Origin of the sequence: Micromonospora sp. NPDC049679 (assembly GCF_040659735.1) — a bacterium.
Taxonomy (GTDB): domain Bacteria; phylum Actinomycetota; class Actinomycetes; order Mycobacteriales; family Micromonosporaceae; genus Micromonospora_I.
Window position 1 is genome coordinate 333,071 of sequence record NZ_JBFANZ010000001.1, and the last position, 25,938, is coordinate 359,008.

A 25,938-nucleotide genomic window follows, 5' to 3' on the forward strand; every position below is an offset into this window, starting at 1 on the left:
GATCTCCTGTTCAGGACTCGCGCAGCGAGCGGCCGGTCTTGGTGAGGAAGACGTCGTCGAGGCTGGGCCGGTGCAGCTCGATCGAGGTGAGCGCGATCGAGGATCCGTCGAGGGTGCGCAGGATCTGCGGGATGGCGGTGGCGCCCTCGTCGACGAAGAGGCGCAGCCCGCCCTCCTCGAGCGTCTCCAGCTTGGTGACGTAGGGCTGCGTGTCGAGCAGTTCCGCGGCGGTCGGTGTGACGCCGGTCGGCAGGCCGACGGTGACCACGTCGCCGGAGATCTCGCGCTTGAGCTCGGCGGGCGTGCCCTCGGCGACGATCTGGCCGTGATCCATGATCGAGATCCGGTCGCAGAGCGCGTCCGCCTCGTCGAGGTAGTGCGTCGTGATGAAGACCGTCATCCCCTCGGCGCGCAGCCGGCGGATCTCGTCCCACATGTGCGCGCGGCTCTGCGGGTCGAGCCCGGTGGTCGGCTCGTCGAGGAAGACGACTTTCGGCTCGTGGATGATGCCGAGCGCGATGTCGACCCGACGGCGCTGGCCGCCGGAGTAGGTCTTGCACTTGCGGTCGGCGTACTCGGTCAGCTCGAACGCGGCCAGCGCCTTGACCGCCCGCCGGTGCGCCTCGGCCTTGCCGAGGCCGTACATCCGGGCGTGCAGCACGAGTTCCTCGCGCGCCGTCACCTCGTCCCAGGTGCTGCCGCCCTGGGCGACGTAGCCGATCCGGCGACGCACCTCGCCCGGGTCCTTACGCAGGTCGACACCGGCGATGGTGGCCTCGCCGCCGTCGGGCTCGATGAGGGTGGCGAGCATCCGCAGGGTGGTGGTCTTGCCGGCGCCGTTGGGGCCGAGAAAGCCGAAGATCTCCCCCTCCTCGACCACCAGGTCGACCCCGCGCACCGCCTCGACGGTCTTGGTTTCGCGGCCTTGTCGGGAGCGGAACGACTTCCGCAGTCCCTTGGTCTCAATCATCTTCAAGCTCCTGGTCGGCCGGGCCGGCGTCCTGCCGGCCGCATTCCCCCGGGGCCACGCCAGAGCGGCGCCCACCCCAACGCTCGCGCTGAAGGTAACGCGATATAGCTCAACTAGTCAAGCTTGATTATTACTCGTTTTCGCGTCGCCCATCGGCCTCGTCGACGAGTTCGCCGAACCGGTCCCAGCCCTCCAGCTGTTCAAATCCATCAGGTAGGTATGACACTCCCGCGTCGATGAGCCCCGCGATCCGCTCGCACCAGGCGATCTCCCCCTCGGCGCGGGCGATCGACAACTGCCACATCCACGCCACGTGCGTCGGCTTGCCCTGCTTCATCCACCCGGAGTCCATCGCGCTCCGCAGGCTCTCGATGCCGGCGCGCAGCAGTTGGGCGCGGTTGCGGAGCGCGGCCGACGCCTCCTCGCGGGGCAGCGCGGGCAGGAAGGAGAAGGCGGCGAAGAACGGATCGGCCACCTCCGACACGTCCCACCAGTAGCCGCGCAGCAGGTTCTGGAATTCGTCCTCGCCCTTGGGCGTGACCTCGTACGTGGTCCGCGCCGGGCGCGCCCCGACCTGCTCGGTCGCCACCTCGCGGAGCAGCCCTTCCTCCGTCAGTTTGCGTAACGCGTGGTAGATCGAACCGGGCTGCACGTTGGCCCACTTGTCGGCGCTCCAGCTCAGCAGCTCACGGCGTACGTCGTAGCCGTGCACCGGTTGCATCCACCTGACCAGGCCGAGAATCATCATGCGAGTGGCTGACACGGGGAAAGCGTAATAACCAAACTTGACTATTAGCCGCAGATCCGCTCGCGTCGCGCGGGGGCAGTGCGACATCCCACACTTGGCGATGGTTAAGCCGATCAGGCGCGCCGATACACTCCGCCTCAGACAGCGCGAGCAAAACCAGCGACATCGCGAGCAGAGGAGACCACGGGCCGTGCGCAAGGTTCTCATCGCAAACCGGGGCGAGATCGCCGTACGCGTCATCCGCGCCTGCCGGGACGCCGGTCTCGACAGCGTGGCCGTCTACGCCGACTCCGACCGCGACGCGCTGCACGCGACGCTCGCCGACGAGGCGTACGCGCTGGACGGCGAGACCGCCGCCGAGACCTACCTGCGCATCGACAAGCTGATCGAGGTCGCGGCGAAGTCCGGAGCCGACGCGGTCCACCCCGGTTACGGCTTCCTCTCCGAAAACGCCGACTTCGCCGCGGCGGTCATCGACGCCGGCCTGACCTGGGTCGGCCCGACTCCGCAGGCGATCCGCGACCTCGGCGACAAGGTCACCGCCCGGCACATCGCGCAGCGCGCCGGCGCCCCACTCGTGCCCGGCACCCCCGACCCGGTCGCCGGCCCCGACGAGGTGGTCGCCTTCGCGGGCGAGCACGGCCTCCCGGTCGCCATCAAGGCGGCCTTCGGCGGTGGCGGACGCGGCCTGAAGGTCGCCCGCACCATGGACGAAATCCCCGCCCTCTTCGAGTCCGCCACCCGCGAAGCGGTCGCCGCGTTCGGTCGGGGCGAGTGCTTCGTCGAGCGCTACCTCGACCAGCCCCGCCACGTCGAGGCGCAGGTCCTCGCCGATCAGCACGGCAACGTGATCGTGGTCGGCACCCGCGACTGCTCGCTGCAGCGCCGCCACCAGAAACTCGTCGAGGAGGCGCCCGCGCCGTTCCTCACCCCGGAGCAGCGGGCGCAGATCCACGACTCGGCCAAGGCGATCTGCCGGGAGGCCGGCTACCACGGCGCCGGGACCGTCGAATACCTCGTCGGCAAGGACGGCACGATCTCCTTCCTGGAGGTCAACACGCGGCTGCAGGTCGAGCACCCGGTCACCGAGGAGACCGCCGGCATCGACCTGGTCCGGGAGCAGTTCCGGATCGCGGCCGGCGAGAAACTGCGCTTCCCGGCCGACCCGACGCCGCGCGGCCATTCGATCGAGTTCCGGATCAACGGCGAGGACCCCGGTCGCGGCTTCCTTCCCGCGCCCGGCACGATCACCGCGCTGCGCCTGCCGACCGGGCCGGGCGTCCGGGTCGACACCGGCATCTCGGCCGGCGACGTCATCGGCGGCAACTTCGATTCGCTGCTCGCCAAGGTGATCATCACCGGAGAGACCCGCACCGAGGCGATCGAGCGGGCCCGCCGCGCCCTCGACGAGATGATCGTGGACGGGATGGCGACGGCGCTCCCCTTCCACCGGCTGATCGTGCGCGACCCCGCGTTCACCGCCGAGCCGTTCACCATCCACACCCGGTGGATCGAGACCGAGTTCGACAACACGGTGCCGCCGTTCACCGCCGCCGCCGGCGCACCGGCCGACGCCGAGGAGCGCGAGACCGTCGTGGTCGAGGTGGGGGGCAAGCGGCTGGAGGTCCGTCTCCCCGCCGGCTTCGGCGCGGGTACGGCCACCAGCGCCGCCGCTGCGGGCGCCCGTAAGCCGGCCCGCCGGGGCTCCGGATCGAAGGCCTCCGGCGGGGCCGGAGGCGATGCGCTAACCTCGCCGATGCAGGGCACCATCGTCAAGATCGCTGTCGCCGAGGGTGACCGGGTCGAAGAGGGTGACCTGGTGGTGGTGCTGGAGGCGATGAAGATGGAGCAGCCGCTCAACGCCCACAAGGCGGGCGTGGTGACCGGCCTCTCCGCCGAGGTCGGCGCCGTGGTCACCGCCGGCGCCGCCATCTGCACCATCGCCTGACCACTCCCACGATCGCCGTGATCAGGCAGTAACTCCCGGGTGTCGTCGGCGCGTACGCCCTGATCAGCGTGATCAGGGAGCGGGGCCGGCAGGGAGCGCGCGCGGGGCCGGCGTGGGGCCGGCACAAAGCGGCGGCCATGATGGCTGGGTGCGGTTTCTCTCCGGCGCGGCCCCCGCGCACGACCTGACCTACAACGACGTCTTCATGGCACCGGCCCGCTCCGACCTGGCCTCGCGTCTCGACGTCGACCTCGCCACCTCCGACGGCACCGGCACCACCATCCCGCTGGTCGTGTCGAACATGACCGCGGTGGCCGGTCGCCGGATGGCCGAGACGGTCGCCCGGCGCGGCGCGATCGCCGTGATCCCTCAGGACATTCCGATCGAGGTCGTCGCCGACGTGATCGCCTGGGTGAAACAGCGGCATCTGGTGCACGACACCCCGATCACGCTCGCTCCGACGGACACCGTCGGCGACGCCATCAACCTGCTGCCGAAGCGGTCGCACGGCGCGGTCGTGGTGATCGACGACAGCAACCGCCCGATCGGGGTGGTGACCGAGGCGGACTGCGTCGGAGTGGACCGGTTCGCGCAGCTGCGGCATGTGATGACCACCGAACTGCTCACCGTGCCCGCCGAGGCGGATCCGCGCACCGGCTTCGAACGACTCGCCGAGGGGCGGCGTCGGCTCGCGCCCGTGGTCGACGTCGACGGCCGGCTGGTCGGCGTGCTCACCCGGCAGGGCGCGCTCCGCGCGACGCTCTACCGTCCGACGCTGGACGGCAAGGGGCGGCTCCGGGTGGCGGCCGCGATCGGCATCAACGGGGACGTCGCCGGCAAGGCGGCCGCGCTGCTCGACGCGGGCGTGGACACCCTCGTCGTGGACACCGCGCACGGCCACCAGGAAAGGATGATCTCCGCGCTGCGGGCGGTCCGTGCGCTCGATCCGGGCGTGCCGGTCGCCGCGGGCAATGTGGTCACCGCGGAAGGCGTGCAGGACCTGGTCGAGGCCGGCGCCGACATCGTCAAGGTCGGTGTCGGCCCGGGCGCGATGTGCACCACCCGGATGATGACCGGAGTCGGACGACCGCAGTTCTCGGCGGTGCTGGACTGTGCCGCCGCGGCGGCACGGCTCGGCGCGCACGTCTGGGCGGACGGCGGCGTCCGGCATCCGCGCGACGTGGCGCTCGCGCTCGCGGCGGGGGCGTCGAACGTGATGATCGGATCGTGGTTCGCCGGCACCTACGAGTCCCCCGGCGACCTGTACACCGACGCGGACGGACGGCGGTACAAGGAGAGCTTCGGCATGGCCTCGGCGCGGGCGGTCAGCGCGCGCACGGCCGACGACAGCCCCTTCGACCGGGCCCGCAAGGCGGTCTTCGAGGAGGGCATCTCGTCGGCGCGGATGTTCCTCGATCCGGCCCGGCCGGGCGTCGAGGATCTGATCGACGAGATCGTGGCGGGGGTGCGGAGCGCCTGCACGTACGCGGGCGCAGCCAGCCTCACCGAGTTCCACGCGCGGGCGCTGATCGGGGTGCAGAGCACGGCCGGTTACGCGGAGGGCATGCCGCTGCCGACGAGTTGGTGAGGCGCGGGAGCGACTCGGAAAAAACGTTTGGGGCCTAACACTAAGGCTGCTAACGTCATGGGCGATGGACGAAGACGGGAGTCGCGAGGAGCCCCTCGGCCGGCTGGTCGCCGTCGCCGGACACCTCGCGACGCAGCGCTGGAGTCAGCTGCTCGCCGAGCGGTACCGGCTGACCCCCGCCGGCATGCGGGTCCTGCTGGTGCTGGACCGCGAGGGTGAGATCACCCATCGACTGCTCGCCGACCGCTGCTTCATCCGCCCGGGGACCCTGACCGGAGTGGTCGACACGCTGGAAAAGGCCGGATACGTGCGCCGCGAACGCGGCGACGGCGACCGGCGGGCCGTCCGGCTCGCCCTGACCGAGGTGGGCGCCGCGCACGCGCGCGAGATCATCGCGCTGACGCATCGCAGCCGGCCGCTCACCTCGGTCGACGCCGATCCCGCCCGGGCGGCGGTGATCCGCCAATTTCTCCTCGAACTCATCAGCAACCTGTCCCGGGAGAGGACGTCCGATGAGCCACGCGGTTGAAGTACGCGAGCTGATCAAGCGCTATCCCAAACGCGACGTCAACGCTGTCGACGGGCTCAGCTTCACGGTGGAGCGGGGAGAGGTCTTCGGCCTGCTCGGGCCGAACGGCGCCGGCAAGACGACCACCGTGGGCATCCTGACCACCATGGTCCGGGCAACGGGCGGGGCGGCGTACGTCGGCGGCGTCGACGTCTTGCGCGATCCCGTACGGGCGCGGGCGCGGCTCGCCGTCGTACCGCAGCGCAGCAATCTGGACCGGTCGCTCACCCCGCGCCAGAATCTGACCTTCCACGCGGCGTACCACGGTTTTTCCCGCGCGGAGCGCAACGCCCGCGCGGCGACCCTGCTCGACGAGTTCGGCCTCGCGGCACAGGCCGACACGAAGGTCGACTTCTACTCCGGCGGCATGGCGCAGCGGCTCATGATCGCCAGGTCCCTGATGCACGAGCCGCAGGTGCTCTTCCTCGACGAACCGACCACCGGGCTCGATCCGCAGGCCCGCCTCTTCGTCTGGGAACGGATCCAGGAGCTACGCGGACGTGGCGTCACCATCATGCTGACCACGCACGACATGGACGAGGCGGCCGACCTGGCCGACCGGGTGGGCATCGTGGACCACGGGCGACTGCTCGCGCTGGACACGCCCGCCGCGCTCACCCGCCGGCTCACCGGGCAGACCGTGCTCGATCTCAGCGTCGTACCCGCCACCGGCGACGACGCCGACAAACTGCTGGTCGCGTTGAGCGAGATCGCCGGGGTCGAGCGCGGCGAACAGATCAGCGCGAACGCCACGCCGCGGGGTGGGCCGGGCGGCGAGGGCGGCGCGGCCGGCGACGGGACCGCGAAACTGCGGCTCTACGTCACCGGCGACCCGGCCACCCTGCTCGCGCCGGCCGTCGCCGCCCTGGCCGCCCGGTCGGCGACACTGACCGACGTGCACTTCGGTGAGCCGAGCCTGGAGGACGTTTTCATCGACCTGACCGGGAGGGGCCTGCGATGACCGCGGTGACCGAAGGGGCCACGACCCCGGCCGTGACCGAGGCGCCGTTGCGCGCCTCCGCCCGGCGCGCGTTCCTGGCGATCCTGTGGCGGGACATCTTCGTCACCGGCAAGGAGTTCTGGGTCCTGCTCGTGCAGGTGGCGCTGACGCCGGTCTTCACCCTGTTCATCTTCGCCAAGGTGCTCGGCAGCCTCAACTACGTGAGCGCCGACTTCGGCGACCTGCTGCTGCCCGGCATCGTGGCGCTCGCCGCCTTCCTGACCGCGCTGCAGAGCGTGGCGTTCCCGCTCGTGATGGAGTTCGGCTGGACCAAGGAGATCGAGGACCGCCTGCTGGCGCCGGTGGCCACGAATCTCGTCGCGGTGGAGAAGATGGTGATCGCGACCATCCGCGGGCTGCTCGCCGCCGTGCTCATGTTTCCGATCGGCGCCCTGGTGCTCGGCACCGCGCCGTGGCGGGCCGCCGGCTTCCCGCTGCTCGTCGCCGTGCTGGTGCTCGGCGCCTGGGTCGGGGCGGGGATCGGCATGACGGTCGGCACGATCGTCCCGCCCGCCAAGATCAGCATCATGTTCGGGCTGATCTTCACACCGCTGATGTTCACCGGAGCGACCCAGTACCCGCTCACCGAACTCGGCGACCTGCGATGGTTCCAGGTGGTCAGCGCCCTCAATCCGTTGACCTACTGCTCCGAGGGGGTGCGGGCCGCCCTCGTTCCGCACATCCCGCACGTGCGGCCATGGATCTCGGTCGCCGCGCTCACCGGCTTCGGCGTCGTCTTCACGGTGACCGCCATGCTCGGCTTCCGCCGCCGCGCGCTGACCTGACCCAACCCCCATGATCCGCGTGATCAGGCGGCTCCGGCCGCGCACCCGGCGGCACGCGCGAACTGGTCCCTGATCACCCGGATCATGGGGTGGGTTGCGGTCAGCGCAGTAGCGCTGCGCCGCCCCCGTCGATCAAGGACTTCTACGTCGATCAAGGAGGTATTCACGTGATCAGAGATCAAACCATGTGAATACGTCCTTGATCGACAAGGATGGGGCGGGCCGTCGGCACGGGACCTGCCGACGGCCCGCGGCGCGCCGCACCCACCGGGGCACGAGGCCGCGGCAGGGGCGCACCGGCGTCAACCGTACAGCCGCATCGCCGGCAAGCCCGCGCATTGCCGCTGTGTCGTTCCCCCGATGGGGGGAAACCTCTAATCCTGCTCGTGCAACATCAACTGTCGCGCCGCCTCGGTGATCGATCCCGACAACGATGGGTAGATCGTGATGGTATGGGCGAGCTGGTCCACGGTCAGGTGGTTTTCCACGGCCATGGTGATCGGCAGGATCAGTTCGCTCGCGTTCGGCGCCACCACCACCCCGCCGATGACCTGGCCGCTCAATGGACGGCAGAAGAGCTTGACGAAGCCGTCCTCGAGCCCGGCCATCTTGGCCCGCGCGTTGCCGGCGAGCGGGAGCATGACCTGCCGGGCGAGCGTCGTCTGGGCGTCGACCTCGTTCTGCGAGGCGCCGACCGTGGCGAGCTCCGGGTCGGTGAAGACGTTGGCGGCGACGGTGCGCAGGCGCAGCGGCGAGACGGCCTCGCCCAGCGCGTGCCAGACGGCGATCCGGCCCTGCATCGCCGCGACACTGGCGAGCGGGAGCACCCCGGTGCAGTCGCCGGCGGCGTAGATGCCCGGCACGTTGGTGCGGGAGACCCGGTCGACGGTGATGTAGCCCCCGGCGGCCACCTCGACGCCGTACTCCGCGAGACCCAGGCTGGCGGTGTTCGGGACCGCGCCGACGGCCATCAGCGCGTGCGAGCCGGTGACCTTCCGCCCGTCGGCGAGTTCGACCTCGACGCCCTCCGGGGTGCGCCGCACGCCCGTGGCGCGGGAGTTGTTGAGGATGGTCATGCCCCGAGAGCGGAAGACACGCTCGATCGCCATCGCCGCGTCGGCGTCCTCGTGCGGCATCACCCGGTCGCGGCTGGAGACGAGCGTCACCTCGACGCCCATCGCCTGGTAGGCGCTGGCGAACTCGGCGCCGGTCACGCCGGAGCCGATGACGATCAGATGTTCGGGCAGCTCCGGCAGGTCGTAGACCTGCCGCCAGGTGAGGATCCGCTCCCCGTCCGGGACCGCGGTGGACAGCACGCGGGGAGTGGCGCCGGTGGCGAGCAGGACCATGCTCGCTTCCACGGAGTACGGGTCGGCGCCGTGCGCGGGCGTGATGACGACGCGGTGCGTGTGACCGAGCGCGTCCTCGCCGAGCCGGGCGGTGCCGTGCACGAAGGTGACGCCGGCCTTGACCAGCTTGGCGTGGATGTCGGCGGACTGGGCCAGGGCGAGCCGCTTGACCCGGCCGTGGACGGCCCGGGCGTCCACCGTGACCGCTTCCAGGCCGTCGGAGTGCACGCCGAACTCCTCGGTGTCCCGGTAGCCGGTGACGACGTCGGAGCTGGCGATGAAGGTCTTCGACGGCACACAGTCGGAGAGCACGCAGGCGCCCCCGGCGCCCTCGGCCTCCACGACGGTGACGTCGGCGTCCAGCTGGGCGGCGACGAGCGCGGCCTCGTAGCCGGCCGGCCCACCACCGATGATCACGATACGGCTCACAGCGAATTTCTCCCCCACCTGGGCGTTTCGGTTCGGGCGGACGGCGGCGGAGCTGCGGCGTGTGAGGAGCTCCGGCGCGCGACACGCACCGTCGTATTCTCCACTACCCGGCCGGCGGGCTATCGTCATCGCCGTGCGTCATTACGCCGCGTACGGCTCAAACCTCGATCCTGCCCGGATGCGTGCTTATTGTCCGCATTCGCCAATGGTGGGCACCGGCTGGCTGGAAGGCTGGCGGCTCACGTTCGCCGGGGAGGAGGTGGTCGGCCGGGAGGGATCCGTCACAACGATCGTCGAATCCCCCGGCGACCGCGTCTTCGTGGCGCTCTACGACGTCCATCCCTGGGACGCGTCGCAACTCGATGAGGTGGAGGGGGTGACCTCGGGCACCTACCAGAAGCTGCACGTACGGGTCGCCACCCTGGACGGCGAGGTGACCGCCTGGGTCTACGTCTTCGCGGGCTACGAGGGGGGCATGCCGACCGCGTGGTATCTCTCCGAGATCGCCAACGCGGCCGAGAAGGCGGGCGCGCCCGACGACTACGTCGCCGAACTGCGGTCCCGCCCCACGCACCCCGCCTCGTAACCCCGGCCGGCGCTGGCGGTCGTCACCCGCGCCGCTCAATTTTTCGCGCTAGGCCCGTAAGGCGGGTGCGGCCGCGGCCCGGACACGGGCGGACGCGCTCTCCAACAGCCCGACGAACTCGGCGCGCTCGGGAGCCTCCAGGGCGGCGAACGCGCTCCCGGTGATCCGGTCGGTCACCGCTTCGGCCCAGAGCCGGCGCCGGACCAGCGGGCCGATCGGCGGATAGGGCGGCTGCCAGCCGAACGCGACCGCGCCCGCCTCCCCCTCGGGCCCGGCGACGATGGCCTCCAGCGGCGTCAGGCCGCTGGCGCGGACGGCCAGCAGATGGGCCCCGCCACGGTATTCACGGAGATGGTGCAGGAGGACGGCGGCCCGGGCGCCCGGCGCGTCGTCGGGCGTCGGCATACCGCGCCAGGCCGCGAAGAGCGGCATCCCGGCCGGGTCGGCGGCCTGCACGATCCGTCGGGCCAGCTCGACCAGACGGGTCACCCGCGGAAACCCGTCGAGTTGCTCGGCGCCCCAGCGACAGCACTCCTGCAGGGCGGTCGCCGCGACCTCGCCCGGTGTGGTGATCTGACGGACGACGTCCCACCCGTCCGCCACGGCCTCCGGCGCGATGAAGCCGAGGGCGGCCGCGGCGGTCTCCGCCGGCACGTCGCCCAGCGCCCCGCCCCGGCCCGCGACGTAGAAAGCCCAGCCGGAGAGCCCCATCCGACGCGCGCGGCGCAGCGTCTGCGGGCATTCGCTGAACGCGCCGCCCAACTCGAGCAGGCCCGGCTTGGCCGCGTTGGCGGCCTGCTCTGGGGTCATCCCTGTGATTCTGCCCCTCAGTCGCGTTCCGGGACAGCCCCGGACTCCGCGTCGATCGATTCCCATACGGCCTGCACCTCGCCGACGCGCCGACGGGCGGCGACCGCACCCCGCTCGGACGTCTTGCGGGCCAGCTTGCGCCGCCCGAGCTCCTCCTCCGCCGCCGTACGACGCCGTTCCAGCTCGGCCAGTTGGGCCTCGATCGTCGTCAGCGCGCCGACGCCCTCCCGCTCCGCCGCCGCGGCCCGCTCCAGCTCGGCCTCCGCACGCTTCTGCTCCGTACGGGCGCTCGCCAGCTCCTTGCTGACCGCCCGGCGTTGCGCGGCGCGCGCCGCCTCCTGCGCCTTCGCGGCCCGTTCGGCTTTCGCCGCCCTGTGCCGCGCCGTGCCGTCGTCCGCCCCGGTGACGCCGGGCCGCTCCTTCGCACCGCCGCCGGTCGCCGGGGACTCCTCGGCCGCTTCCGCCGCGCCTCCGGTCACCAGACGCAGCCGCGGGCGGGGCACCTCGCCGAACCCGGCGTACGTCACCGCCCGCACCAGCCGACCGGACTGAACCTGGGCCGCGATCTCCTCGTCGGAGAGCGCCGCGGTCAACGTGGCCTCCACCTCGGCCATCGGCAGCTTGCCGCTCGCCGCCGCCGGATCGGCGGCCCGCGCGAGCTCCCCCGCCTCGCGGACCAGCGCGCCGACCGCGGCCCGCCGTTGGGCGGAGAGCTCACGCAGCTGCGGGCCGTGCAGCTCGCGCTGGGCCGACCGGAGCGCGGCGGAGAGTTCGACGAGCTCAGCGACGAGGTCCGGCCGCCGGAGGGCGAGCAGGTTGACCAGCCAGGCGGAAACGGTGGGCTTGCGGAGCTTGGCTATCTCCCGGGCGGTGTCGACGTCACCGGCCTTGCGAGCCGCCGCGACGGCCTCGTCCCGGGCCGCCACGAACCCGTCCGGCGGTGCGGCGTAGAGACGTTCGACGACATCATGGGGCATGCGTGCCATTCTGCCGCCGCCGACGCGGTCAGTTGATGGAGGAGCCGGGCAGGAGCCGGGCGTAGTCGCAGCCGGCGAGCTTTCCCATCATCCCGTCCGTGATCGTGTGACCGGCGTCGCTGAGCACCCCGTCGTGCAGGGCGAACGCGCGGCGTGGGGCGACCGCCCGGACGAAGTCGACCGACTCGGCGAGCTTGAGCCACGGCGCGGAGACCGGGACGAACAGGGTGTCCACCTGCACCTCGGTCGGCACGTCGAACGAGTCACCGGGGTGGTAGACGGTGTCGTTCACCAGGAAGCCGAGGTTGGGTATGCGGGGAACGTCGGGGTGGATCTCCGCGTGCCATCCGCCGTACGCCCGCACCGTCATGCCGGCCGCCTCGAACGTCTGGCCCGACTCGACCGAGGTGACCACTCCCGCCAGCGCGTCCAATTTGGACGCCACGGACGGATGCGTGTGGACGGTCACGGTCGGCCGTTTGCCCAGCGCCTCGGCGAGCGCGTCGACGTCGAGATGGTCGGTGTGCTCGTGAGTGATCAGCACCGCGTCGACGCCGTCGAGCGCCGCCGACTCCGTCAGAACGCCGGGATCGATGACCAGCACGGCTCCGTCGTGGTCGACGCGGACGCAGGAGTGGCCGTACTTGGTGATCCGCATTCGTGACCCCCTCGCTCCCGGAGCGTTCCGGTGTCGCTGTCAAATCGTGACGCTACCCGGCCAGTGTGCCGGAAACGGGACGTGGTCGCGGCGCGTCTGAACGATCGTCCGACCAGTCGGCACGGAGATCGGAGAAGAGATGGGCAGCATACGGGGATCGCGGTCGACCGTCAGGTCCGGCGCGGTGGCGCTCGTCGTGGCGCTGGCGCTCGCGGGCTGCAGCGCCGGCCCGACGGAGGAGGCGGGCAACGCGGATCGGGCCGACTCGGCGGCGAAGGCGCCCGCCGGAGCGGGACCGGGCGTCGCGGAGCAGCAGGGCCAGCCGGCGGCCGGCGATCCGGTCCGCTACCGCGCCGACGAGCGCGCGATCATCTACACCGGCTCGATGACCGTACGGGTGGAGAACGTGGAGCGGGCCGCGGCCCGGGCGGCCACGATCGTCACCGGGGCGGGCGGGTTCGTCGGCGGCGACAAGCGCACCAGCGGCGACTCGGACGCCGAGGCGTCTCTGGAGCTGCGGGTGCCGGCGGCGAAGTTCGGCCAGGTGGTGGACGAGATCGCCGGTCTGGGGGACCCGGAGCGGCGGGACATCGCCACGCAGGACGTGACCGAGGAGTCCCTGGACCTGGACGCCCGGATCGCCACGCAGCGGGCCCGGGTGGAGAGCGGGCGGCGGCTGCTCGCGCAGGCGAAAAACCTCAACGACCTCGTCATGCTGGAAGGCGAGCTGGCCAAGCGGGAAGCCGACCTGGCCTCGTTGGAGGCGAAGAAGCGCCGGCTGGCCGACCTCACCGCGCTCTCCACGATCACGGCGGTGCTGCTCGGACCCGGCACGCACGGGGCCGGCGACGAGGGGCAGCCCGGCTTCGTGGCCGGCGTGAAGGGCGGGTGGAAGGCGCTGGTCGCCTCGTTGGCGGTGCTGCTGACCGTGCTGGGAGCGCTGCTGCCGTGGCTCGTGGCGCTCGGCGTACCCGTGGCCGGGGTGGTCTGGCTCGCTCTGCGCCTCAACCGCCGCCGGCGACCGCTGCCGCCCCCGGCCTAGCCCTCAGAAGGCTCCCGCGGCGAGCGCGGCGAGCGCGGTGTGGACCATGACGCGGACGCCGTAGCCGATCGCGCGCTCGTCCACGTCGAAGCTCCCCTGGTGGATGTCGACCCTGACATCCGACCCCGGGATCCCCGTGCCGAGCCGGATCATCGCGCCCGGCACCTGCTCAAGGTAGAACGCGAAGTCCTCGCCACCCATGCTGATCTCGGCCTCGACCACCCGGTCGGGGCCGAGCGCGGCACCGGCCGCACCGGCGATGATCGCCGACGCCATCCGGTCGTTGATCACCGGCGGCACGCCGCGGCTGTACGTCACCTCGGCGGTCGCACCGGTGCCGGCCACCACGTCCTTGACCAGTTGGGTGATCAGGTCGGGCGCCTCGCGCCAGGCGTCGCGGTTGAGCACGCGCACGGTGCCCTTGACGCTCCCCTCGCCGGGGATCGCGTTGTACGCCTCCCCCGCGTGCACGCGGCCCCAGACCATGGAGATCCCGGCCCGTGGGTCGACCCGACGGTCGAGCAGGGCCGGCACGTCGACGATCACCCGCCCCAGGGCGTGCACCAGGTCGGCGGTCAGGTGCGGACGGGCGGTGTGCCCGCCCCGGCCGGTCAGCGTCACCTCGACGGTGTCCGCCGCCGCGGTGAACGGGCCGGAGCGCACCCCGACCAGGCCGACCGGGAGCTGCGGGTAGCAGTGCAGCGCGTAGATCGCGGAGACGTCCTTCAGGCCACCGGCGGCGATCACCTGGGGCGCGCCGGAGGGCACGGTCTCCTCGGCCGGCTGGAACAGCAGCCGGATCCGGCCGGGCAGCTCGCCGCGCTCGGCGAGCTGGGCCAGCGCCAGGCCGACGCCGAGCAGCACCGTGGTGTGCACGTCGTGCCCGCAGGCGTGCGCGACGTTTTCCACAGTGGAGCGGTAGGAAACGTCCTTGAGGTCCGGCAGCGGCAGTGCGTCGAGGTCGGCCCGGAGCGCGACCACGCGGTCGCCCTCGCCGATGTCGCAGATCACGCCGTTGCCCTTGGGCAGGAAGCGCGGGGTCAGACCGGCGACCGCGAGCTCACGGGCGATCAGGGCGGCGGTCTCGAACTCCTGGTTGGAGAGCTCGGGGTGCGCGTGGATGTGACGGCGTACGGCTACCAGCTCCGCGCCCCGGGAGGCGAGCCACCGGTCGAGCTGACCGGGGAGCGGATCGGCCCCGGGCGGTGTTTCGGGCCAGGACGACGCCAGGTGACTGCCGCTCGGCAGCGTCAACGCACTCGTCACGTCGGAATCTCGATCACTGTTAATGGAATGGGACTCGGACAGCCTAGACCGGGACCGGTGACGCTGCGCAACCTCGTTCTGGTAGCGGTCGGATCGCGTAGCGTCACGTAATCCCTGGTAGGAGCGCCCGGAATACTGCAGGACGGACTCACCCACATCGTCAGACGCTGACATCAGTCCCACACCTCCTACAACGCGTAACGGTCACGCGAGTCACGTATTCCTGTCGACAAAACCGGACTATCTATGAGGAGTTGCACTTATCCACATGGCAGCGCCGGCCGGCGACGGGACTTCCGAGGGGAGGGCGGACCAAGGGCGGCAGACACCTTCCGTGTCGGCCATCCGATCGTCTGCTCCCCGTCACCGCAGAGACGGTGGGACGTGAATCATCTACGGGCACCGTCTCCCCGTACCCGGATTGCCGAGGGCCACACCCTCGCCCGCCGACGCGGGCGACGGGTCAGAAGCGCTCAACGGGACGGTACGTGCCCCACACCGCGCGCAGCGTTCCGCAGACCTCGCCGACGGTGGCGCGGACCCGCAGCGCCTCCTTCATCGGGTAGAGCACGTTCTCCGTGCCCTCGGCCGCGGCCCGCAGATCGGCCAGCGCCCGCTCCACGACGCCCCCGTCCCGCTCCCGCCGCAGCCGCGCCAGCCGGTCGGCCTGGGCCGCCTCGATCGCCGGATCGACCCGGAGCGGCTCGTACGGCTCCTCGGCGTCGATGGTGAAGCGGTTGACCCCCACCACGACCCGCTCGCCACTGTCGATCTCCTGCGCGACCTTGTAGGCCGACGCCTCGATCTCCCGCTTCTGGAAGCCCACCTCGATCGCGTCCACCGCCGAACCATGCGCGAAAACCCGGGCCATCAGCTCGTCCGCCGCGGCCTCGATCTCGGCGGTCATGGCCTCCACGACGTACGACCCGGCGAACGGGTCCACAGTGGCGGTCAGGTCGGTCTCGTAGGCGAGCACCTGCTGGGTGCGGAGCGCGAGCCGGGCGGCCTTCTCGGTGGGGAGCGCGATCGCCTCGTCGAAGCTGTTCGTGTGCAGCGACTGCGTCCCGCCGAGCACGGCGCCGAGCCCCTGCACCGCGACCCGGACCAGGTTGACCTCGGGTTGCTGGGCGGTGAGCTGCACCCCGGCGGTCTGCGTGTGGAAACGCAGCATCATCGACTTCGGGTCCTGTGCGCCGAACTCGTCCCGCATGATCCGCGCCCAGATCCGCCGCGCCGCGCGGAACTTCGCCACCTCCTCCAGCAGCGTGGTCCGGGCGACGAAGAAGAACGACAGCCGGGGTGCGAAATCGTCGACGGCGAGGCCGGCCGCGAGCGCCGCCCGGACGTACTCGACGCCGTTGGCCAGCGTGAACGCGATCTCCTGCACGGGAGTCGCCCCCGCCTCCGCCATGTGGTAGCCGGAGATGGAGATGGTGTTCCACTTCGGCACCTCCTTGCGGCAGTACGCGAACGTGTCCGCGACCAGCCGCAGGGACGGCTTCGGCGGGTAGATGTACGTCCCGCGGGCGATGTACTCCTTGAGGATGTCGTTCTGGATCGTGCCGTTCAGCGCCGGCCCGGCCACCCCGGTCGACTCGGCGACGAGTTGGTAGAGCAGGAGCAGCACGGAGCCGGGCGCGTTGATCGTCATCGAGGTGGAGACCCGGTCGAGCGGAATGCCGTCGAAGAGCGTCTTCATGTCCTCGACGGAGTCGATCGCGACACCGACCTTGCCGACCTCGCCGTGCGCGATCGGGTCGTCGGAGTCGTACCCCATCTGGGTCGGCAGGTCGAACGCGACCGACAGGCCCATGGTGCCGGCGGTCAGCAGCTGGTGGTAGCGGGCGTTGGACTCGGCGGCGGTGCCGAACCCGGCGTACTGGCGCATGGTCCACGGCCGCGAGGTGTACATCGAGGGGTAGACCCCGCGGGTGTACGGGTGGTCGCCCGGCTGACCGAGCCGCGAGTCCAGATCCGCGGGGAGATCGGCCGCGTCGTACACGGTCTTGATCGGAAAACCGGACTCACTTAACCGCCGTTCACTCATACGCGGATGGTAGGCCGGAGAACACGTGAGTCGGGTGAGGGATTCCGCACATCAGGCGGAAAAACGGGCACAAAGCGTTACGCATCAACTACTTAACGTCGAGTTCTGGATAACCCTCGCCCGGTGACTTTTGCTCAGGAGGGGATAGACCGCAAGATAGGGGGGTTGGTTTCCCGGCCCCTCGATTTCTCGGTGGCATTTCCTGTGACTCAGATCCCGACGTGGAGTGGCGGAACAGTCAGCCCCACCAGCGGACGTGCAGCACCCGGCGCCACCATCGGCGGACGATACGCGCTGCGTGCCGCCGTCGGCCACGGCGGCATGGGCACCGTGTGGCGCGCAGCGGACACGCTGCTGCGCCGAGACGTGGCGGTGAAGGAGGTAATCCTGCCGGCGGGCCTCGCGCCCAGCGACCGGGACGCCCTCTACGAGCGCACGCTGCGTGAGGCCCGCGCCGCGGCCGCCCTGCAGCACCCCGCCGTGGTCCAGGTCTACGACGTGGTCACCGAAGCCGGCCGCCCCTGGATCGTGATGGAGCTGCTCGACGCGCGCAGCCTCGCCGACATGGTCATCGAGGACGGCCCGCTCGCCCCGCGCGCGGTGGCCAAGATCGGCATCGCGCTGCTCGGCGCGCTGGAGGTCGCCCACGCCAACGGCGTGCTGCACCGCGACGTCAAGCCGGCCAACGTGCTGATCTGCTCCGACGGCCGCTGCGTGCTGACCGACTTCGGCGTCGCCCGGATGCCGACCGAGGTGCAGCTGACCACCCCGGGGATGGTGCTCGGCTCACCGCACTTCATCTCCCCCGAACGGGCGATGGGGCAGGACTTCGGGCCGCCGAGCGACCTGTTCTCCCTCGGCGTGACGCTCTACACCGCCGTCGAGGGGCGGCCGCCGTTCGACAAGGGCGACCCGATCGAGACGATGCACTCGGTCGTCGAGGACCCGCCCGCGCCGCCGGTGCGCTCCGGCCCGCTGACGCATGTGCTGATGGGGCTGCTGGAGAAGGACCCGGCCCGCCGCTACGACGTGCTCACCTCCCGGACCGTGCTCCGCGAGCTCCTCGCCGGCCCGCTGGCGAGCAAGGCGCCGGCCGCCCTGATGACCGACCCGTACGCGGTCGTCCCCGCGCAGCGCGCCCCCTGGCAGCCGCCCACCCCGCCACAGCCGCAGCCCACCGGCCAGATCGGCGGCCGGGCGATGATCGGGCCCGACGAGTCACTCACCGACCGTCTCGCCGAACTCCGCAAGGCACAGCAGGCGCCGGCAGCCGGATCGCCGGCCGCGCTCTCGGCCCCCACCGGCGCCCTGGGCGCCCCCACCGGCGCGCTCCCGGCCTCCGCCGCCCCGTTCGTTGCCGCGCCCGCCGCGAAGCCCGACCAGCGCTGGGACGACCCGACCGCGGCCGCGGCATGGGGCCAGCCCGCCGCCGGCGCCTCCACCCCCCGCACCTCCGCTCCCGGCGCCTCCACGCCCGGGGCGAAGCTGGACCACGCGCTGGGCGGAGCCCGCCGTACCGGCACGCGGATCGTCGACACCGTCAAGGGCTGGCCGCGCAACGTGCAGATCGGCGCCGCGGCCGGCATCGCCGCCGTGCTGCTCCTCGGCACGGTGCTGCTCAGCACGTCCGACTCGTCCACCCCCGGCCCCCGGATCGCCGCCCCGCCCGCCACCGCCCCGGCGGGGCCCGCGTTCGCGGTGCAGTCGCACGCCGGCAAGGGCGTCTCGGTCAACGTGCCGCAGGACTGGGAGAAGAAGACCTCCGGCGGGGTCTTCACGGACTACGTCGACCCACAGGACGGCGGCCGGCGGGTGCGGATCCTGGTCGAGAACGCCACCGCCGAGCCGAAGCGTTTCCTGCAGGTCGCCGAGAGCGGTCTGAAGAAGAAGGATTCGAAGTCCTGCGCCAAGCCGTACCAGCAGGTCGGGCTCAGAGACGTCGAGGCGGGGGGCAAGCCCGCCGCCGAGCTCGAATACACCTGCGGCGAGGGCGACGCCAAGCGGCACGGCATCTGGCGCGCCGTCGTGCAGGGCGGCCGGGCCTACTCGTTCTACCTCTCCACGCCGGACAGCAAATTCGCCGAGAGCAAGCCCGTCTTCGACGAGATGGTGCGGTCCTTCCAGCTGACCGCGGCCGGCTGAAGCCGGGTCGGGTCGGTGCCGGCCGCCCCGCCGTGCTATCAAAAACGGCATGGCGGCCGACACCGAGATCAACGACCTGAACGAGCGCGCCCGACGCTGGCTCGATGACGACCCGGACCCGGCGAGCCGCGATGAGCTGCGCGCGGTCCTCGACCGGCTGCCCGACAGCACTGCCGAGCTGGCCGACCGTTTCGCCGGACCACTGACCTTCGGCACCGCCGGGCTGCGCGGTCCGTTACGGGCCGGCCCCAACGGCATGAACCTCGCCGTCGTCACGCAGGCCGCCGCCGGGCTGGTCGGCTGGCTCGCCGAGCGGGCCGCGTCCGGACCGCTCGTCATCGGGTACGACGCCCGGCACGGCTCAAAGGCCTTCGCCGAGCAGACCGCGCGGGTCGCCACCGGAGCGGGCCGCGCCGCGGTGCTCCTTCCCCGCCCGCTCCCCACCCCGGTGCTGGCGTACGCCGTCCGAGCCCTCGACGCGGCGGCGGGCGTCATGGTGACCGCCAGCCACAACCCGCCCCAGGACAACGGCTACAAGGTCTACCTCGGTACGGAGCTCGGCGGTCCGCTGGGCGCCGGCGCGCAGATCGTCCCGCCGGCCGACGCCGAGATCGAGGCGGCGATCCGCGCGGTCGGACCGCTCTCCGCGGTGCCCCTCGGCGCCCCCGGTGAGATGCTCGGCGAGGAGATCGTGACCTCCTACGTGCAGAGCGCGGCGCGGGTCGTGGATCCCGACGGGCCCCGCGACCTGGCGACCGCGTACACGCCGCTGCACGGAGTGGGCGCGTCCGTGCTCACCGCCGCGTTCGCCCGCGCCGGTTTTCCCGCCCCGGCGGTCGTCGCCGAGCAGGCGGAGCCGGATCCGGAGTTCCCGACCGTCGCCTTCCCCAACCCGGAGGAACCCGGGGCGATCGACCGGGTGATCGCGCTCGCCGAGGCGACCGGGGCCGACCTCGCCATCGCCAACGACCCCGACGCCGACCGCTGCGCGGTCGCCGTTCCCGATCCCGTACGCGGCTGGCGGATGCTCCGCGGCGACGAACTCGGCGTGCTCCTCGCCGACCACCTGATGCGCCGCGGTGTGCGGGGCCTCTACGCGACCACGATCGTGTCGTCGTCGCTGCTGCGGGCGATGTGCGCCGCGCGTGGCCTGCCGTACGACGAGACGCTCACCGGCTTCAAGTGGATCATGCGTGCGGGCGCGGGACGCGAGCCGCTCGTCTTCGGCTACGAGGAGGCGCTCGGCTACTGCGTCGCGCCGGACCTCGTACGGGACAAGGACGGCATCTCGGCGGCGTTGATCCTGGCCGAGCTCGCCGCCGGGCTCAAGGCGCAACTGCGCACCCTCACCGACCGGCTCGACGAACTGGCCGCCGAGTTCGGCGTCTACCTCACCGACCAGCTCTCCGTCCGGGTGGACGACCTCGCCGAGATCGCCGCCGCGATGAGTCACCTGCGGTCGAAGACGCCCGGCTCGCTCCTCGACGAGCCGGTCACCTCGGCCGACGACCTGCTCCCGGAGGCCGACGTGGTGATCCTGCGCACCGCGACAGCCCGGGTGGTGGTCCGCCCCTCCGGCACCGAGCCGAAGCTCAAGGCGTACCTGGAGGTGGTGGAGCCGGTGGTCGACGGCGACGTCGCCGCGGCGCGTGAGCGGGCGGCCGCCTCGCTGCAGGCCCTCCGCACCGAGACCGCCGCGGCGCTCGGCATCTGGTAGCGGCGCGGCTCAGGCGCGGGCGCCCAACGCGGCGTCGATCGCCCGGCTCAGGGCGGCGATCACCAGGGCCACGGACGGGCGGACGGTCGACTCCTCGAGGCTGACCGTGCCGGAGAAGCCGGCTCCGCCGGCGATCTGCTCCAGCCGCTGGTGCGCCTCCTCCACGGCGGGGCCGGTCAGCCCGAGCGTGGGCTCCATCCGCACGCCCGCCACCAGTGTGGCGAGCGCGGCGGTCCGCTCGTCCGGGGCGGCGTCCCCGGTCAGTGCGGACGCGAGCCGCGAGCGGCACTCCGCCTCCAGCGTCGGGTCGACGAGGGGGTAGCGGTGCACGTGGATGAAGCCCAGTGCGGTCTCGTCGACGTCGCGCACCACCCCCCGGGCGACCAGATCGGCGAGGATTCGGCCCCGCAGGCCGTGGCGCAGCCGCTGCAGCCAGGACGCCGGGGTGTGCGGGGTGTCCGCGACGATGCGGGCGAGGACCTCGTCGGCGATCGGCTGACCGGTCGGCGTCGGGTCCGCGGCCACGATCGAGCCGTCGGAGTAGGCGATCCGACCCGCCAGCGCCAGGTCGACCAGCACGGCGGCCGCCATGCCCAGGTCCAGCCCGATCCGTGACCCGGTCGCCTTGCCGGACTCGTCGTCGTACGCCAACAGCAGCAGCTCTTCCGCGAGAGCAACAGACGTCATGGCCCGGAACGGTAGCGGGTCCCCGCATGTCACGCATCCGCTCCCGGGGGCGGTCGGCCGGCCGATTAAGGTGTCGCCGATGCAGGCCATTCTCGCGACGCTGGGCTACGTCCTCTCCCCCGACGGCAGCCAGGTGCTGATGATCCGTCGGGACGCCCGCCCCGACGACCTCCACTTCGGCTACTACAACGGCCTCGGCGGCAAGGTGGAGCCCGGCGAGGACGTGGTGGCCGGGATGCGGCGGGAGATCCGCGAGGAGGCCGGCCTGGAATGCGCGGCCGTGGAGTTGGCCGGCACCGTCTCGTGGCCCGGCTTCGGGCGCGACGGCGAGAACTGGTTCGGCTTCCTGTTCCGCGTGCCGGCCTGGACGGGCGAGCCGCGGCAGACCTGTCCGGAGGGGACGCTGGTCTGGACCGACCTTACCGACATCCTCGCGGGGCGGGTGCCGATGTGGGAGAGCGACCGGCACTTCCTGCCGCTGGTCTTCGCCGCCGAGCCCCGGGTCTTCCACGGCGCGATGCCCTTCGCCGGCGGCCGCGCCGTCGGCTGGAGCTACACCGTCGCGTGAACCGGCGCTAGAAGCGGGGCATGCCGCCGAACTGACGGTCGCCCGCGTCTCCGAGCCCCGGCACGATGAACATCTCGTCGTTGAGGCCCTGGTCGATCGAAGCGATCACCAGGCGCAGCGGGAGGCCGGAGCGCTCCAACCGCTCGATGCCGGCCGGCGCTGCCAGGACGCAGAGGACCGTGATGTCGGTGCAACCGCGGTCAGCGAGCAGTCGGCAGCAGTGTTCGAGCGAGCCGCCGGTGGCGAGCATCGGGTCGAGCACCAGGACCGGGATGCCGGACAGATTGGCCGGAAGCGACTCCATGTACGCGCGCGGCTCGAAGGTGCGCTCGTCGCGGGCGAGCCCGACGAAGCCCATCGACGACTCGGGAAGCAGCCCGAGCGCGGCGTTGGCCATGCCCAGCCCGGCCCGGAGCACCGGCACCAGCAGCGGCGGGTTGGCCAGCCGGGTGCCCTCCGTGGCGACCACCGGCGTCTGCACCGGGTAGCGCTCGATGGGGAAGGAGCGCGCTGCCTCGTACACCAGCATCGTGGTGATCTCGTGCAGCGCGGCGCGGAACGATGACGAGTCGGTCCGGGCGTCGCGCATGGCGGTCAGCCGCGACTGGGCGAGGGGATGATCAACGACGAGTACGTCCACGGTCGCCCAACCTACTCGCACCCCGCCGCGGCCGGGCCCGCCCCCAGGGGTACGGATGTCGCGGGCGGCTCGGTGGCGTGGTCAAGATCACCCGCGGGTGGCGTGCGTAGACTCGCAGGCATGACGGCGACAACGACGTCGGCGCGGTCCGGCCTGTCCGATGTGGCACGCTCCGAGGCCACGCTGCGGACCTTCCTGCACGGGCTGCCCGGCGTGGACCAGGTCGGCGCGGAACAGCGCGCGGCCATGCTCTCCACCCGGTCGATCAAGACCACCGCCAAGGCCTGGGCGATCGACCTGGCGATCCGGATGGTCGACCTGACCACCCTCGAAGGCGCGGACACCCCGGGCAAGGTGCGGGCGATCTGCGCCAAGGCCCAGCGCCCCGACCCCGCGGACCCGACCTGCCCCACCGTGGCCGCGGTCTGCGTCTACCCCTCGATGGTGCCCTTCGCGGCGGCCGCGCTCGCCGGTTCCGGCGTGCACCTCGCCAGCGTGGCGACCGCCTTCCCGTCCGGGCAGGCACCGCTGGAGGTCAAGCTCGCCGACACCAGGGCGGCGGTGGCCGCCGGCGCCGACGAGATCGACATGGTGATCAACCGGGGCGCGTTCCTCTCCGGCCGCTACTCCGAGGTCTACGAGGAGATCGTCGCGGTCAAGCAGGCCTGCGGCGACGCGCACCTCAAGGTGATCCTGGAAACCGGCGAACTCGTCACGTACGACAACGTGCGACGCGCCTCCTGGCTGGCCATGCTGGCCGGCGGCGACTTCATCAAGACCTCCACCGGCAAAGTGCCGATCGCGGCCACGCTGCCGGTGACGCTGGTCATGCTGGAGGCGGTGCGCGACTTCCGCGCGGCGACCGGCCGCCAGGTCGGGGTCAAGCCGGCCGGCGGCATCCGCACCACCAAGGACGCGATCAAGTTCCTGGTGACGGTCAACGAGACCGCCGGGGAGGACTGGCTCGACCCGGACTGGTTCCGCTTCGGCGCCTCCACCCTCCTGAACGACCTGCTGATGCAGCGCACCAAGCTCACTACCGGCGTCTACGCCGGTCCCGACTACTTCACGCTGGACTGATCTCACGATGGCTCTGTTCGAGTACGCTCCCGCGCCCGAATCCCGGTCGGTGGTGGACATCAAGCCGTCGTACGGCCTGTTCATCAACGGCGAATTCGTCGACCCGACCGACGGCGGCGCACTGAAGTCGATCAACCCCGCCTCGGAAGAGGTGCTGGCCGAGGTGGCCGAGGCCGGCCCGCAGGACGTCGACCGGGCGGTACGCGCCGCGCGGAAGGCGTACGAGAAGGTGTGGGGCCCGATGCCCGGCCGCGACCGGGCGAAGTACCTGTACCGGATCGCGCGGCTCATCCAGGAACGCGGCCGCGAGCTGGCGGTGCTGGAGTCGCTCGACAACGGCAAGCCGATCCGCGAGTCGCGCGACGTGGACATCCCGCTCGTCGCCGGATACTTCTTCTACTACGCCGGCTGGGCCGACAAACTCCCCTACGCCGGTTTCGGGCCCGACCCGAAGCCGCTCGGCGTCGCCGGACAGGTCATCCCGTGGAACTTCCCGCTGCTGATGCTGGCCTGGAAGATCGCCCCCGCGCTCGCCGCCGGCAACACCGTCGTGCTCAAGCCGGCCGAGACCACGCCGCTCACCGCGCTCCTCTTCGCCGAGATCTGCCAGCAGGCGGAGCTGCCGCCGGGCGTGGTCAACATCGTCACCGGCGCCGGCGGGACCGGCCGCGCACTGGTCGAACACGCGGGCGTGGACAAGGTGGCCTTCACCGGCTCGACCGGCGTCGGCCGGGGCATCGCCAAGGCGATCGCCGGCACCGGCAAGAAGCTCACCCTGGAGCTCGGCGGGAAGGCCGCGAACATCGTCTTCGACGACGCTCCGATCGACGAAGCGGTGGAGGGGATTGTCAACGGCATCTTCTTCAACCAGGGCCACGTGTGCTGCGCCGGCTCCCGGCTGCTCGTGCAGGAGTCGGTCTACGAGCCGGTGCTGGAGGCGCTGAAGCGGCGGATGGCCCGGCTGCGCGTCGGCGACCCGCTCGACAAGAACACCGACATCGGCGCGATCAACTCCGCCGCTCAGCTCGACCGCATCCGGACGCTGACCGACATCGGCGCACAGGAGGGCGCGGAGCGCTGGTCGCCCCCGTGCGACCTGCCCGACCGCGGCTTCTGGTTCGCCCCGACGATCTTCACCGGCGTCAGCCAGGCGCACCGGATCGCCCGCGAGGAGATCTTCGGGCCGGTGCTCTCCGTGCTGACCTTCCGCACGCCGGCGGAGGCTATCGAGAAGGCCAACAACACGCCGTACGGGCTGTCGGCCGGAGTCTGGACCGACAAGGGCTCACGGATCCTCTGGATGGCCGACCGGCTCCGCGCCGGCGTGGTGTGGGCCAACACGTTCAACAAGTTCGACCCGACCTCGCCGTTCGGTGGCTACAAGGAGTCGGGTTACGGCCGCGAGGGCGGCCGGCACGGGTTGGAGGCGTACCTCAATGTCTGAGCGCGTGGCGGTACGCAAGACCTACAAGCTCTTCATCGGCGGGAAGTTCCCGCGTAGCGAGTCGGGGCGGTCGTATCCGGTGCAGAACTCCAACGTGGCACTCGCCTCCCGCAAGGACGTCCGGGACGCGGTCGTCGCGGCCCGGGCGGCGGTCAAGGGCTGGTCCGGGACGACCGCCTACAACCGCGGCCAGATCCTCTACCGGGTCGCCGAGATGCTCGAGGGACGGCGCGACCAGTTCATCGCCCTGGGCGAGCCGGCCGCCGAGGTGGACGCGGCGATCGACCGTTGGGTCTGGTACGCGGGCTGGTCCGACAAGCTGTCCCAGGTGTACGGCGGGGCGAACCCGGTGGCCGGCCCCTACTTCAACCTGTCCGCGCCCGAGCCGACCGGTGTGGTCGGCGTGATCGCGCCGGCCGAGCCGTCGCTGCTCGGTCTGGTCAGCGTCGTCGCGCCGGCGATCGTCACCGGCAACACCGTCGTGGCGCTCGCCTCCGAGGAGCGTCCGCTGGCCCCGGTCACGCTGGCCGAGGTGCTGGCCACCTCCGACCTGCCCGGCGGGGTGGTCAACCTGCTGACCGGTCGGATCGCCGAGACCGCCTCGTGGCTCGCCGCGCACATGGATGTCAACGCGCTCGACCTGACGGGGGTCGCCGACACCGAGTTGGCGCGCCAGTTGGAGGAGACCGCGGCGGGCAACCTCAAGCGGGTCCTGCGTCCATCGACGCCGGACTGGACCGCGGACCCCGGCATCCGTCGGATGACGGCGTTCCTGGAGACCAAGACGGTCTGGCACCCCAAGGGGGTGTGACGGGGCCTGCTCTGGGGTTTTCCGGGGGAGCCACCCGCTCCGGGCGGTCAGGCTTGATCCCTCCGCGGGCGGGCTCCC

At 71.7% G+C, this 25,938-nt stretch carries 23 protein-coding genes; 13 read left to right on the plus strand and 10 right to left on the minus strand.

All coding sequences use genetic code 11. From position 1 onward, the window contains the following. Nucleotides 1-10: 10 nt before the first annotated feature. Nucleotides 11-970 carry an ATP-binding cassette domain-containing protein gene (locus AB0J06_RS01585; protein WP_357423392.1) on the minus strand — a complete coding sequence of 320 codons (960 nt, stop codon included), beginning with the start codon at nt 968-970 and terminating at the stop codon, nt 11-13. A 130-nt stretch (nt 971-1,100) separates the two neighbouring features. Next, nucleotides 1,101-1,718, minus strand: coding sequence for a PadR family transcriptional regulator (locus AB0J06_RS01590; RefSeq protein ID WP_357423481.1), 618 nt, complete (start codon nt 1,716-1,718; stop codon nt 1,101-1,103). A 190-nt stretch (nt 1,719-1,908) separates the two neighbouring features. On the opposite strand from AB0J06_RS01590, the gene AB0J06_RS01595 reads away from it, so the two are divergent. The 5 genes from AB0J06_RS01595 (at nt 1,909) to AB0J06_RS01615 (ending at nt 7,607) form a co-directional block, all read left to right on the plus strand. Beyond that, the gene (locus tag AB0J06_RS01595) at nt 1,909-3,666 is read left to right on the plus strand and encodes a biotin carboxylase N-terminal domain-containing protein (protein WP_357423394.1); all 1,758 of its coding nucleotides are present in this window, start codon (nt 1,909-1,911) and stop codon (nt 3,664-3,666) included. Nucleotides 3,667-3,814: 148 nt separating this feature from the next. Further along, on the plus strand, nt 3,815-5,254 hold the full coding sequence (locus tag AB0J06_RS01600; protein ID WP_357423396.1) for a GuaB1 family IMP dehydrogenase-related protein: 1,440 nt from the start codon (nt 3,815-3,817) through the stop codon (nt 5,252-5,254). A gap of 64 nt (nt 5,255-5,318) precedes the next feature. Beyond that, nucleotides 5,319-5,783 (plus strand): MarR family winged helix-turn-helix transcriptional regulator, encoded by a 465-nt coding sequence (locus AB0J06_RS01605; protein ID WP_357423398.1) that lies wholly within the window; start codon nt 5,319-5,321, stop codon nt 5,781-5,783. Further along, complete coding sequence (locus AB0J06_RS01610; RefSeq protein ID WP_357423400.1) at nt 5,767-6,783, plus strand: ABC transporter ATP-binding protein; 1,017 nt, start codon at nt 5,767-5,769, stop codon at nt 6,781-6,783. Before AB0J06_RS01605 ends, AB0J06_RS01610 begins: the two co-directional genes overlap by 17 nt. Continuing rightward, a complete protein-coding gene (locus AB0J06_RS01615; protein ID WP_357423402.1) occupies nt 6,780-7,607 on the plus strand; it encodes an ABC transporter permease in 828 nt (275 codons plus the stop codon). The genes AB0J06_RS01610 and AB0J06_RS01615 overlap by 4 nt, the downstream gene beginning before the upstream one ends. Nucleotides 7,608-7,981: 374 nt before the next feature. Here the strand turns inward: AB0J06_RS01615 and AB0J06_RS01620 are convergent, their stop codons facing one another. Further along, nucleotides 7,982-9,385, minus strand: coding sequence for an NAD(P)H-quinone dehydrogenase (locus tag AB0J06_RS01620; protein ID WP_357423404.1), 1,404 nt, complete (start codon nt 9,383-9,385; stop codon nt 7,982-7,984). Nucleotides 9,386-9,518: 133 nt separating this feature from the next. On the opposite strand from AB0J06_RS01620, the gene AB0J06_RS01625 reads away from it, so the two are divergent. Then, complete coding sequence (locus AB0J06_RS01625; RefSeq protein WP_357423406.1) at nt 9,519-9,971, plus strand: gamma-glutamylcyclotransferase family protein; 453 nt, start codon at nt 9,519-9,521, stop codon at nt 9,969-9,971. A 48-nt stretch (nt 9,972-10,019) separates the two neighbouring features. On the opposite strand, the gene AB0J06_RS01630 is transcribed toward AB0J06_RS01625, so the two are convergent. The 3 genes from AB0J06_RS01630 to AB0J06_RS01640 are packed head-to-tail and all read right to left on the minus strand — an operon-like array spanning nt 10,020 to nt 12,416. Beyond that, nucleotides 10,020-10,781, minus strand: a complete 762-nt coding sequence (locus AB0J06_RS01630; protein ID WP_357423408.1) for a hypothetical protein — start codon at nt 10,779-10,781, stop codon at nt 10,020-10,022. Nucleotides 10,782-10,798: 17 nt separating this feature from the next. Continuing rightward, the gene (locus tag AB0J06_RS01635) at nt 10,799-11,767 is read right to left on the minus strand and encodes a hypothetical protein (RefSeq protein WP_357423410.1); all 969 of its coding nucleotides are present in this window, start codon (nt 11,765-11,767) and stop codon (nt 10,799-10,801) included. A gap of 19 nt (nt 11,768-11,786) precedes the next feature. Then, the gene (locus tag AB0J06_RS01640) at nt 11,787-12,416 is read right to left on the minus strand and encodes an MBL fold metallo-hydrolase (RefSeq protein ID WP_357423412.1); all 630 of its coding nucleotides are present in this window, start codon (nt 12,414-12,416) and stop codon (nt 11,787-11,789) included. 139 nt (nt 12,417-12,555) lie between these two features. Here AB0J06_RS01640 and AB0J06_RS01645 point away from each other — a divergent pair, with 139 nt between their 5' ends. Further along, complete coding sequence (locus tag AB0J06_RS01645; RefSeq protein ID WP_357423414.1) at nt 12,556-13,458, plus strand: DUF4349 domain-containing protein; 903 nt, start codon at nt 12,556-12,558, stop codon at nt 13,456-13,458. 3 nt (nt 13,459-13,461) lie between these two features. On the opposite strand, the gene AB0J06_RS01650 is transcribed toward AB0J06_RS01645, so the two are convergent. Next, nucleotides 13,462-14,724: an amidohydrolase gene (locus tag AB0J06_RS01650; RefSeq protein WP_357423416.1), complete on the minus strand. Its 1,263-nt coding sequence runs from the start codon at nt 14,722-14,724 to the stop codon at nt 13,462-13,464. Nucleotides 14,725-15,187: 463 nt separating this feature from the next. Then, nucleotides 15,188-16,771 (minus strand): methylmalonyl-CoA mutase family protein, encoded by a 1,584-nt coding sequence (locus AB0J06_RS01655; protein WP_357423418.1) that lies wholly within the window; start codon nt 16,769-16,771, stop codon nt 15,188-15,190. Between the two features lie 204 nt (nt 16,772-16,975). Between AB0J06_RS01655 and AB0J06_RS01660 the strand changes: the two genes are divergently transcribed. Continuing rightward, complete coding sequence (locus tag AB0J06_RS01660; RefSeq protein ID WP_357423420.1) at nt 16,976-18,913, plus strand: serine/threonine-protein kinase; 1,938 nt, start codon at nt 16,976-16,978, stop codon at nt 18,911-18,913. A 49-nt stretch (nt 18,914-18,962) separates the two neighbouring features. Next, nucleotides 18,963-20,630, plus strand: a complete 1,668-nt coding sequence (locus AB0J06_RS01665) for a phospho-sugar mutase (RefSeq protein WP_357423422.1) — start codon at nt 18,963-18,965, stop codon at nt 20,628-20,630. A 9-nt stretch (nt 20,631-20,639) separates the two neighbouring features. Here the strand turns inward: AB0J06_RS01665 and AB0J06_RS01670 are convergent, their stop codons facing one another. After that, entirely contained in the window at nt 20,640-21,317 is a 678-nt protein-coding gene (locus AB0J06_RS01670) for a GPP34 family phosphoprotein (protein ID WP_357423424.1), read from the minus strand. Nucleotides 21,318-21,396: 79 nt separating this feature from the next. Between AB0J06_RS01670 and AB0J06_RS01675 the strand changes: the two genes are divergently transcribed. Continuing rightward, complete coding sequence (locus AB0J06_RS01675; RefSeq protein WP_357423426.1) at nt 21,397-21,885, plus strand: 8-oxo-dGTP diphosphatase; 489 nt, start codon at nt 21,397-21,399, stop codon at nt 21,883-21,885. 7 nt (nt 21,886-21,892) lie between these two features. Here AB0J06_RS01675 and upp read toward each other — a convergent pair whose 3' ends face one another. Next, nucleotides 21,893-22,525, minus strand: a complete 633-nt coding sequence (upp, locus tag AB0J06_RS01680; RefSeq protein ID WP_357423428.1) for a uracil phosphoribosyltransferase — start codon at nt 22,523-22,525, stop codon at nt 21,893-21,895. A gap of 120 nt (nt 22,526-22,645) precedes the next feature. Between upp and deoC the strand changes: the two genes are divergently transcribed. The 3 genes from deoC to AB0J06_RS01695 are packed head-to-tail and all read left to right on the plus strand — an operon-like array spanning nt 22,646 to nt 25,860. Continuing rightward, on the plus strand, nt 22,646-23,605 hold the full coding sequence (gene deoC / locus AB0J06_RS01685) for a deoxyribose-phosphate aldolase (RefSeq protein ID WP_357423430.1): 960 nt from the start codon (nt 22,646-22,648) through the stop codon (nt 23,603-23,605). Nucleotides 23,606-23,618: 13 nt separating this feature from the next. Then, nucleotides 23,619-25,049 (plus strand): aldehyde dehydrogenase family protein, encoded by a 1,431-nt coding sequence (locus AB0J06_RS01690; protein WP_357423483.1) that lies wholly within the window; start codon nt 23,619-23,621, stop codon nt 25,047-25,049. Continuing rightward, nucleotides 25,042-25,860: an aldehyde dehydrogenase family protein gene (locus AB0J06_RS01695; protein WP_357423432.1), complete on the plus strand. Its 819-nt coding sequence runs from the start codon at nt 25,042-25,044 to the stop codon at nt 25,858-25,860. The genes AB0J06_RS01690 and AB0J06_RS01695 overlap by 8 nt, the downstream gene beginning before the upstream one ends. Nucleotides 25,861-25,938: the final 78 nt, after the last annotated feature.

Excerpts from the sequence above, each read along its gene's own strand:
- AB0J06_RS01630 (WP_357423408.1), bottom strand. The coding sequence starts at position 10,781 with ATGACCCCAGAGCAGGCCGCCAACGCGGCCAAGCCGGGCCTGCTCGAG.
- AB0J06_RS01640 (WP_357423412.1), bottom strand. The coding sequence starts at position 12,416 with ATGCGGATCACCAAGTACGGCCACTCCTGCGTCCGCGTCGACCACGAC.
- AB0J06_RS01670 (WP_357423424.1), bottom strand. The coding sequence starts at position 21,317 with ATGACGTCTGTTGCTCTCGCGGAAGAGCTGCTGCTGTTGGCGTACGAC.
- AB0J06_RS01585 (WP_357423392.1), bottom strand. The coding sequence starts at position 970 with ATGATTGAGACCAAGGGACTGCGGAAGTCGTTCCGCTCCCGACAAGGC.
- AB0J06_RS01590 (WP_357423481.1), bottom strand. The coding sequence starts at position 1,718 with ATGATGATTCTCGGCCTGGTCAGGTGGATGCAACCGGTGCACGGCTAC.
- AB0J06_RS01675 (WP_357423426.1), top strand. The coding sequence starts at position 21,397 with ATGCAGGCCATTCTCGCGACGCTGGGCTACGTCCTCTCCCCCGACGGC.
- AB0J06_RS01610 (WP_357423400.1), top strand. The coding sequence starts at position 5,767 with ATGAGCCACGCGGTTGAAGTACGCGAGCTGATCAAGCGCTATCCCAAA.
- AB0J06_RS01645 (WP_357423414.1), top strand. The coding sequence starts at position 12,556 with ATGGGCAGCATACGGGGATCGCGGTCGACCGTCAGGTCCGGCGCGGTG.
- AB0J06_RS01615 (WP_357423402.1), top strand. The coding sequence starts at position 6,780 with ATGACCGCGGTGACCGAAGGGGCCACGACCCCGGCCGTGACCGAGGCG.
- AB0J06_RS01635 (WP_357423410.1), bottom strand. The coding sequence starts at position 11,767 with ATGGCACGCATGCCCCATGATGTCGTCGAACGTCTCTACGCCGCACCG.
- AB0J06_RS01695 (WP_357423432.1), top strand. The coding sequence starts at position 25,042 with ATGTCTGAGCGCGTGGCGGTACGCAAGACCTACAAGCTCTTCATCGGC.
- AB0J06_RS01605 (WP_357423398.1), top strand. The coding sequence starts at position 5,319 with ATGGACGAAGACGGGAGTCGCGAGGAGCCCCTCGGCCGGCTGGTCGCC.
- AB0J06_RS01655 (WP_357423418.1), bottom strand. The coding sequence starts at position 16,771 with ATGAGTGAACGGCGGTTAAGTGAGTCCGGTTTTCCGATCAAGACCGTG.
- AB0J06_RS01665 (WP_357423422.1), top strand. The coding sequence starts at position 18,963 with ATGGCGGCCGACACCGAGATCAACGACCTGAACGAGCGCGCCCGACGC.
- deoC (WP_357423430.1), top strand. The coding sequence starts at position 22,646 with ATGACGGCGACAACGACGTCGGCGCGGTCCGGCCTGTCCGATGTGGCA.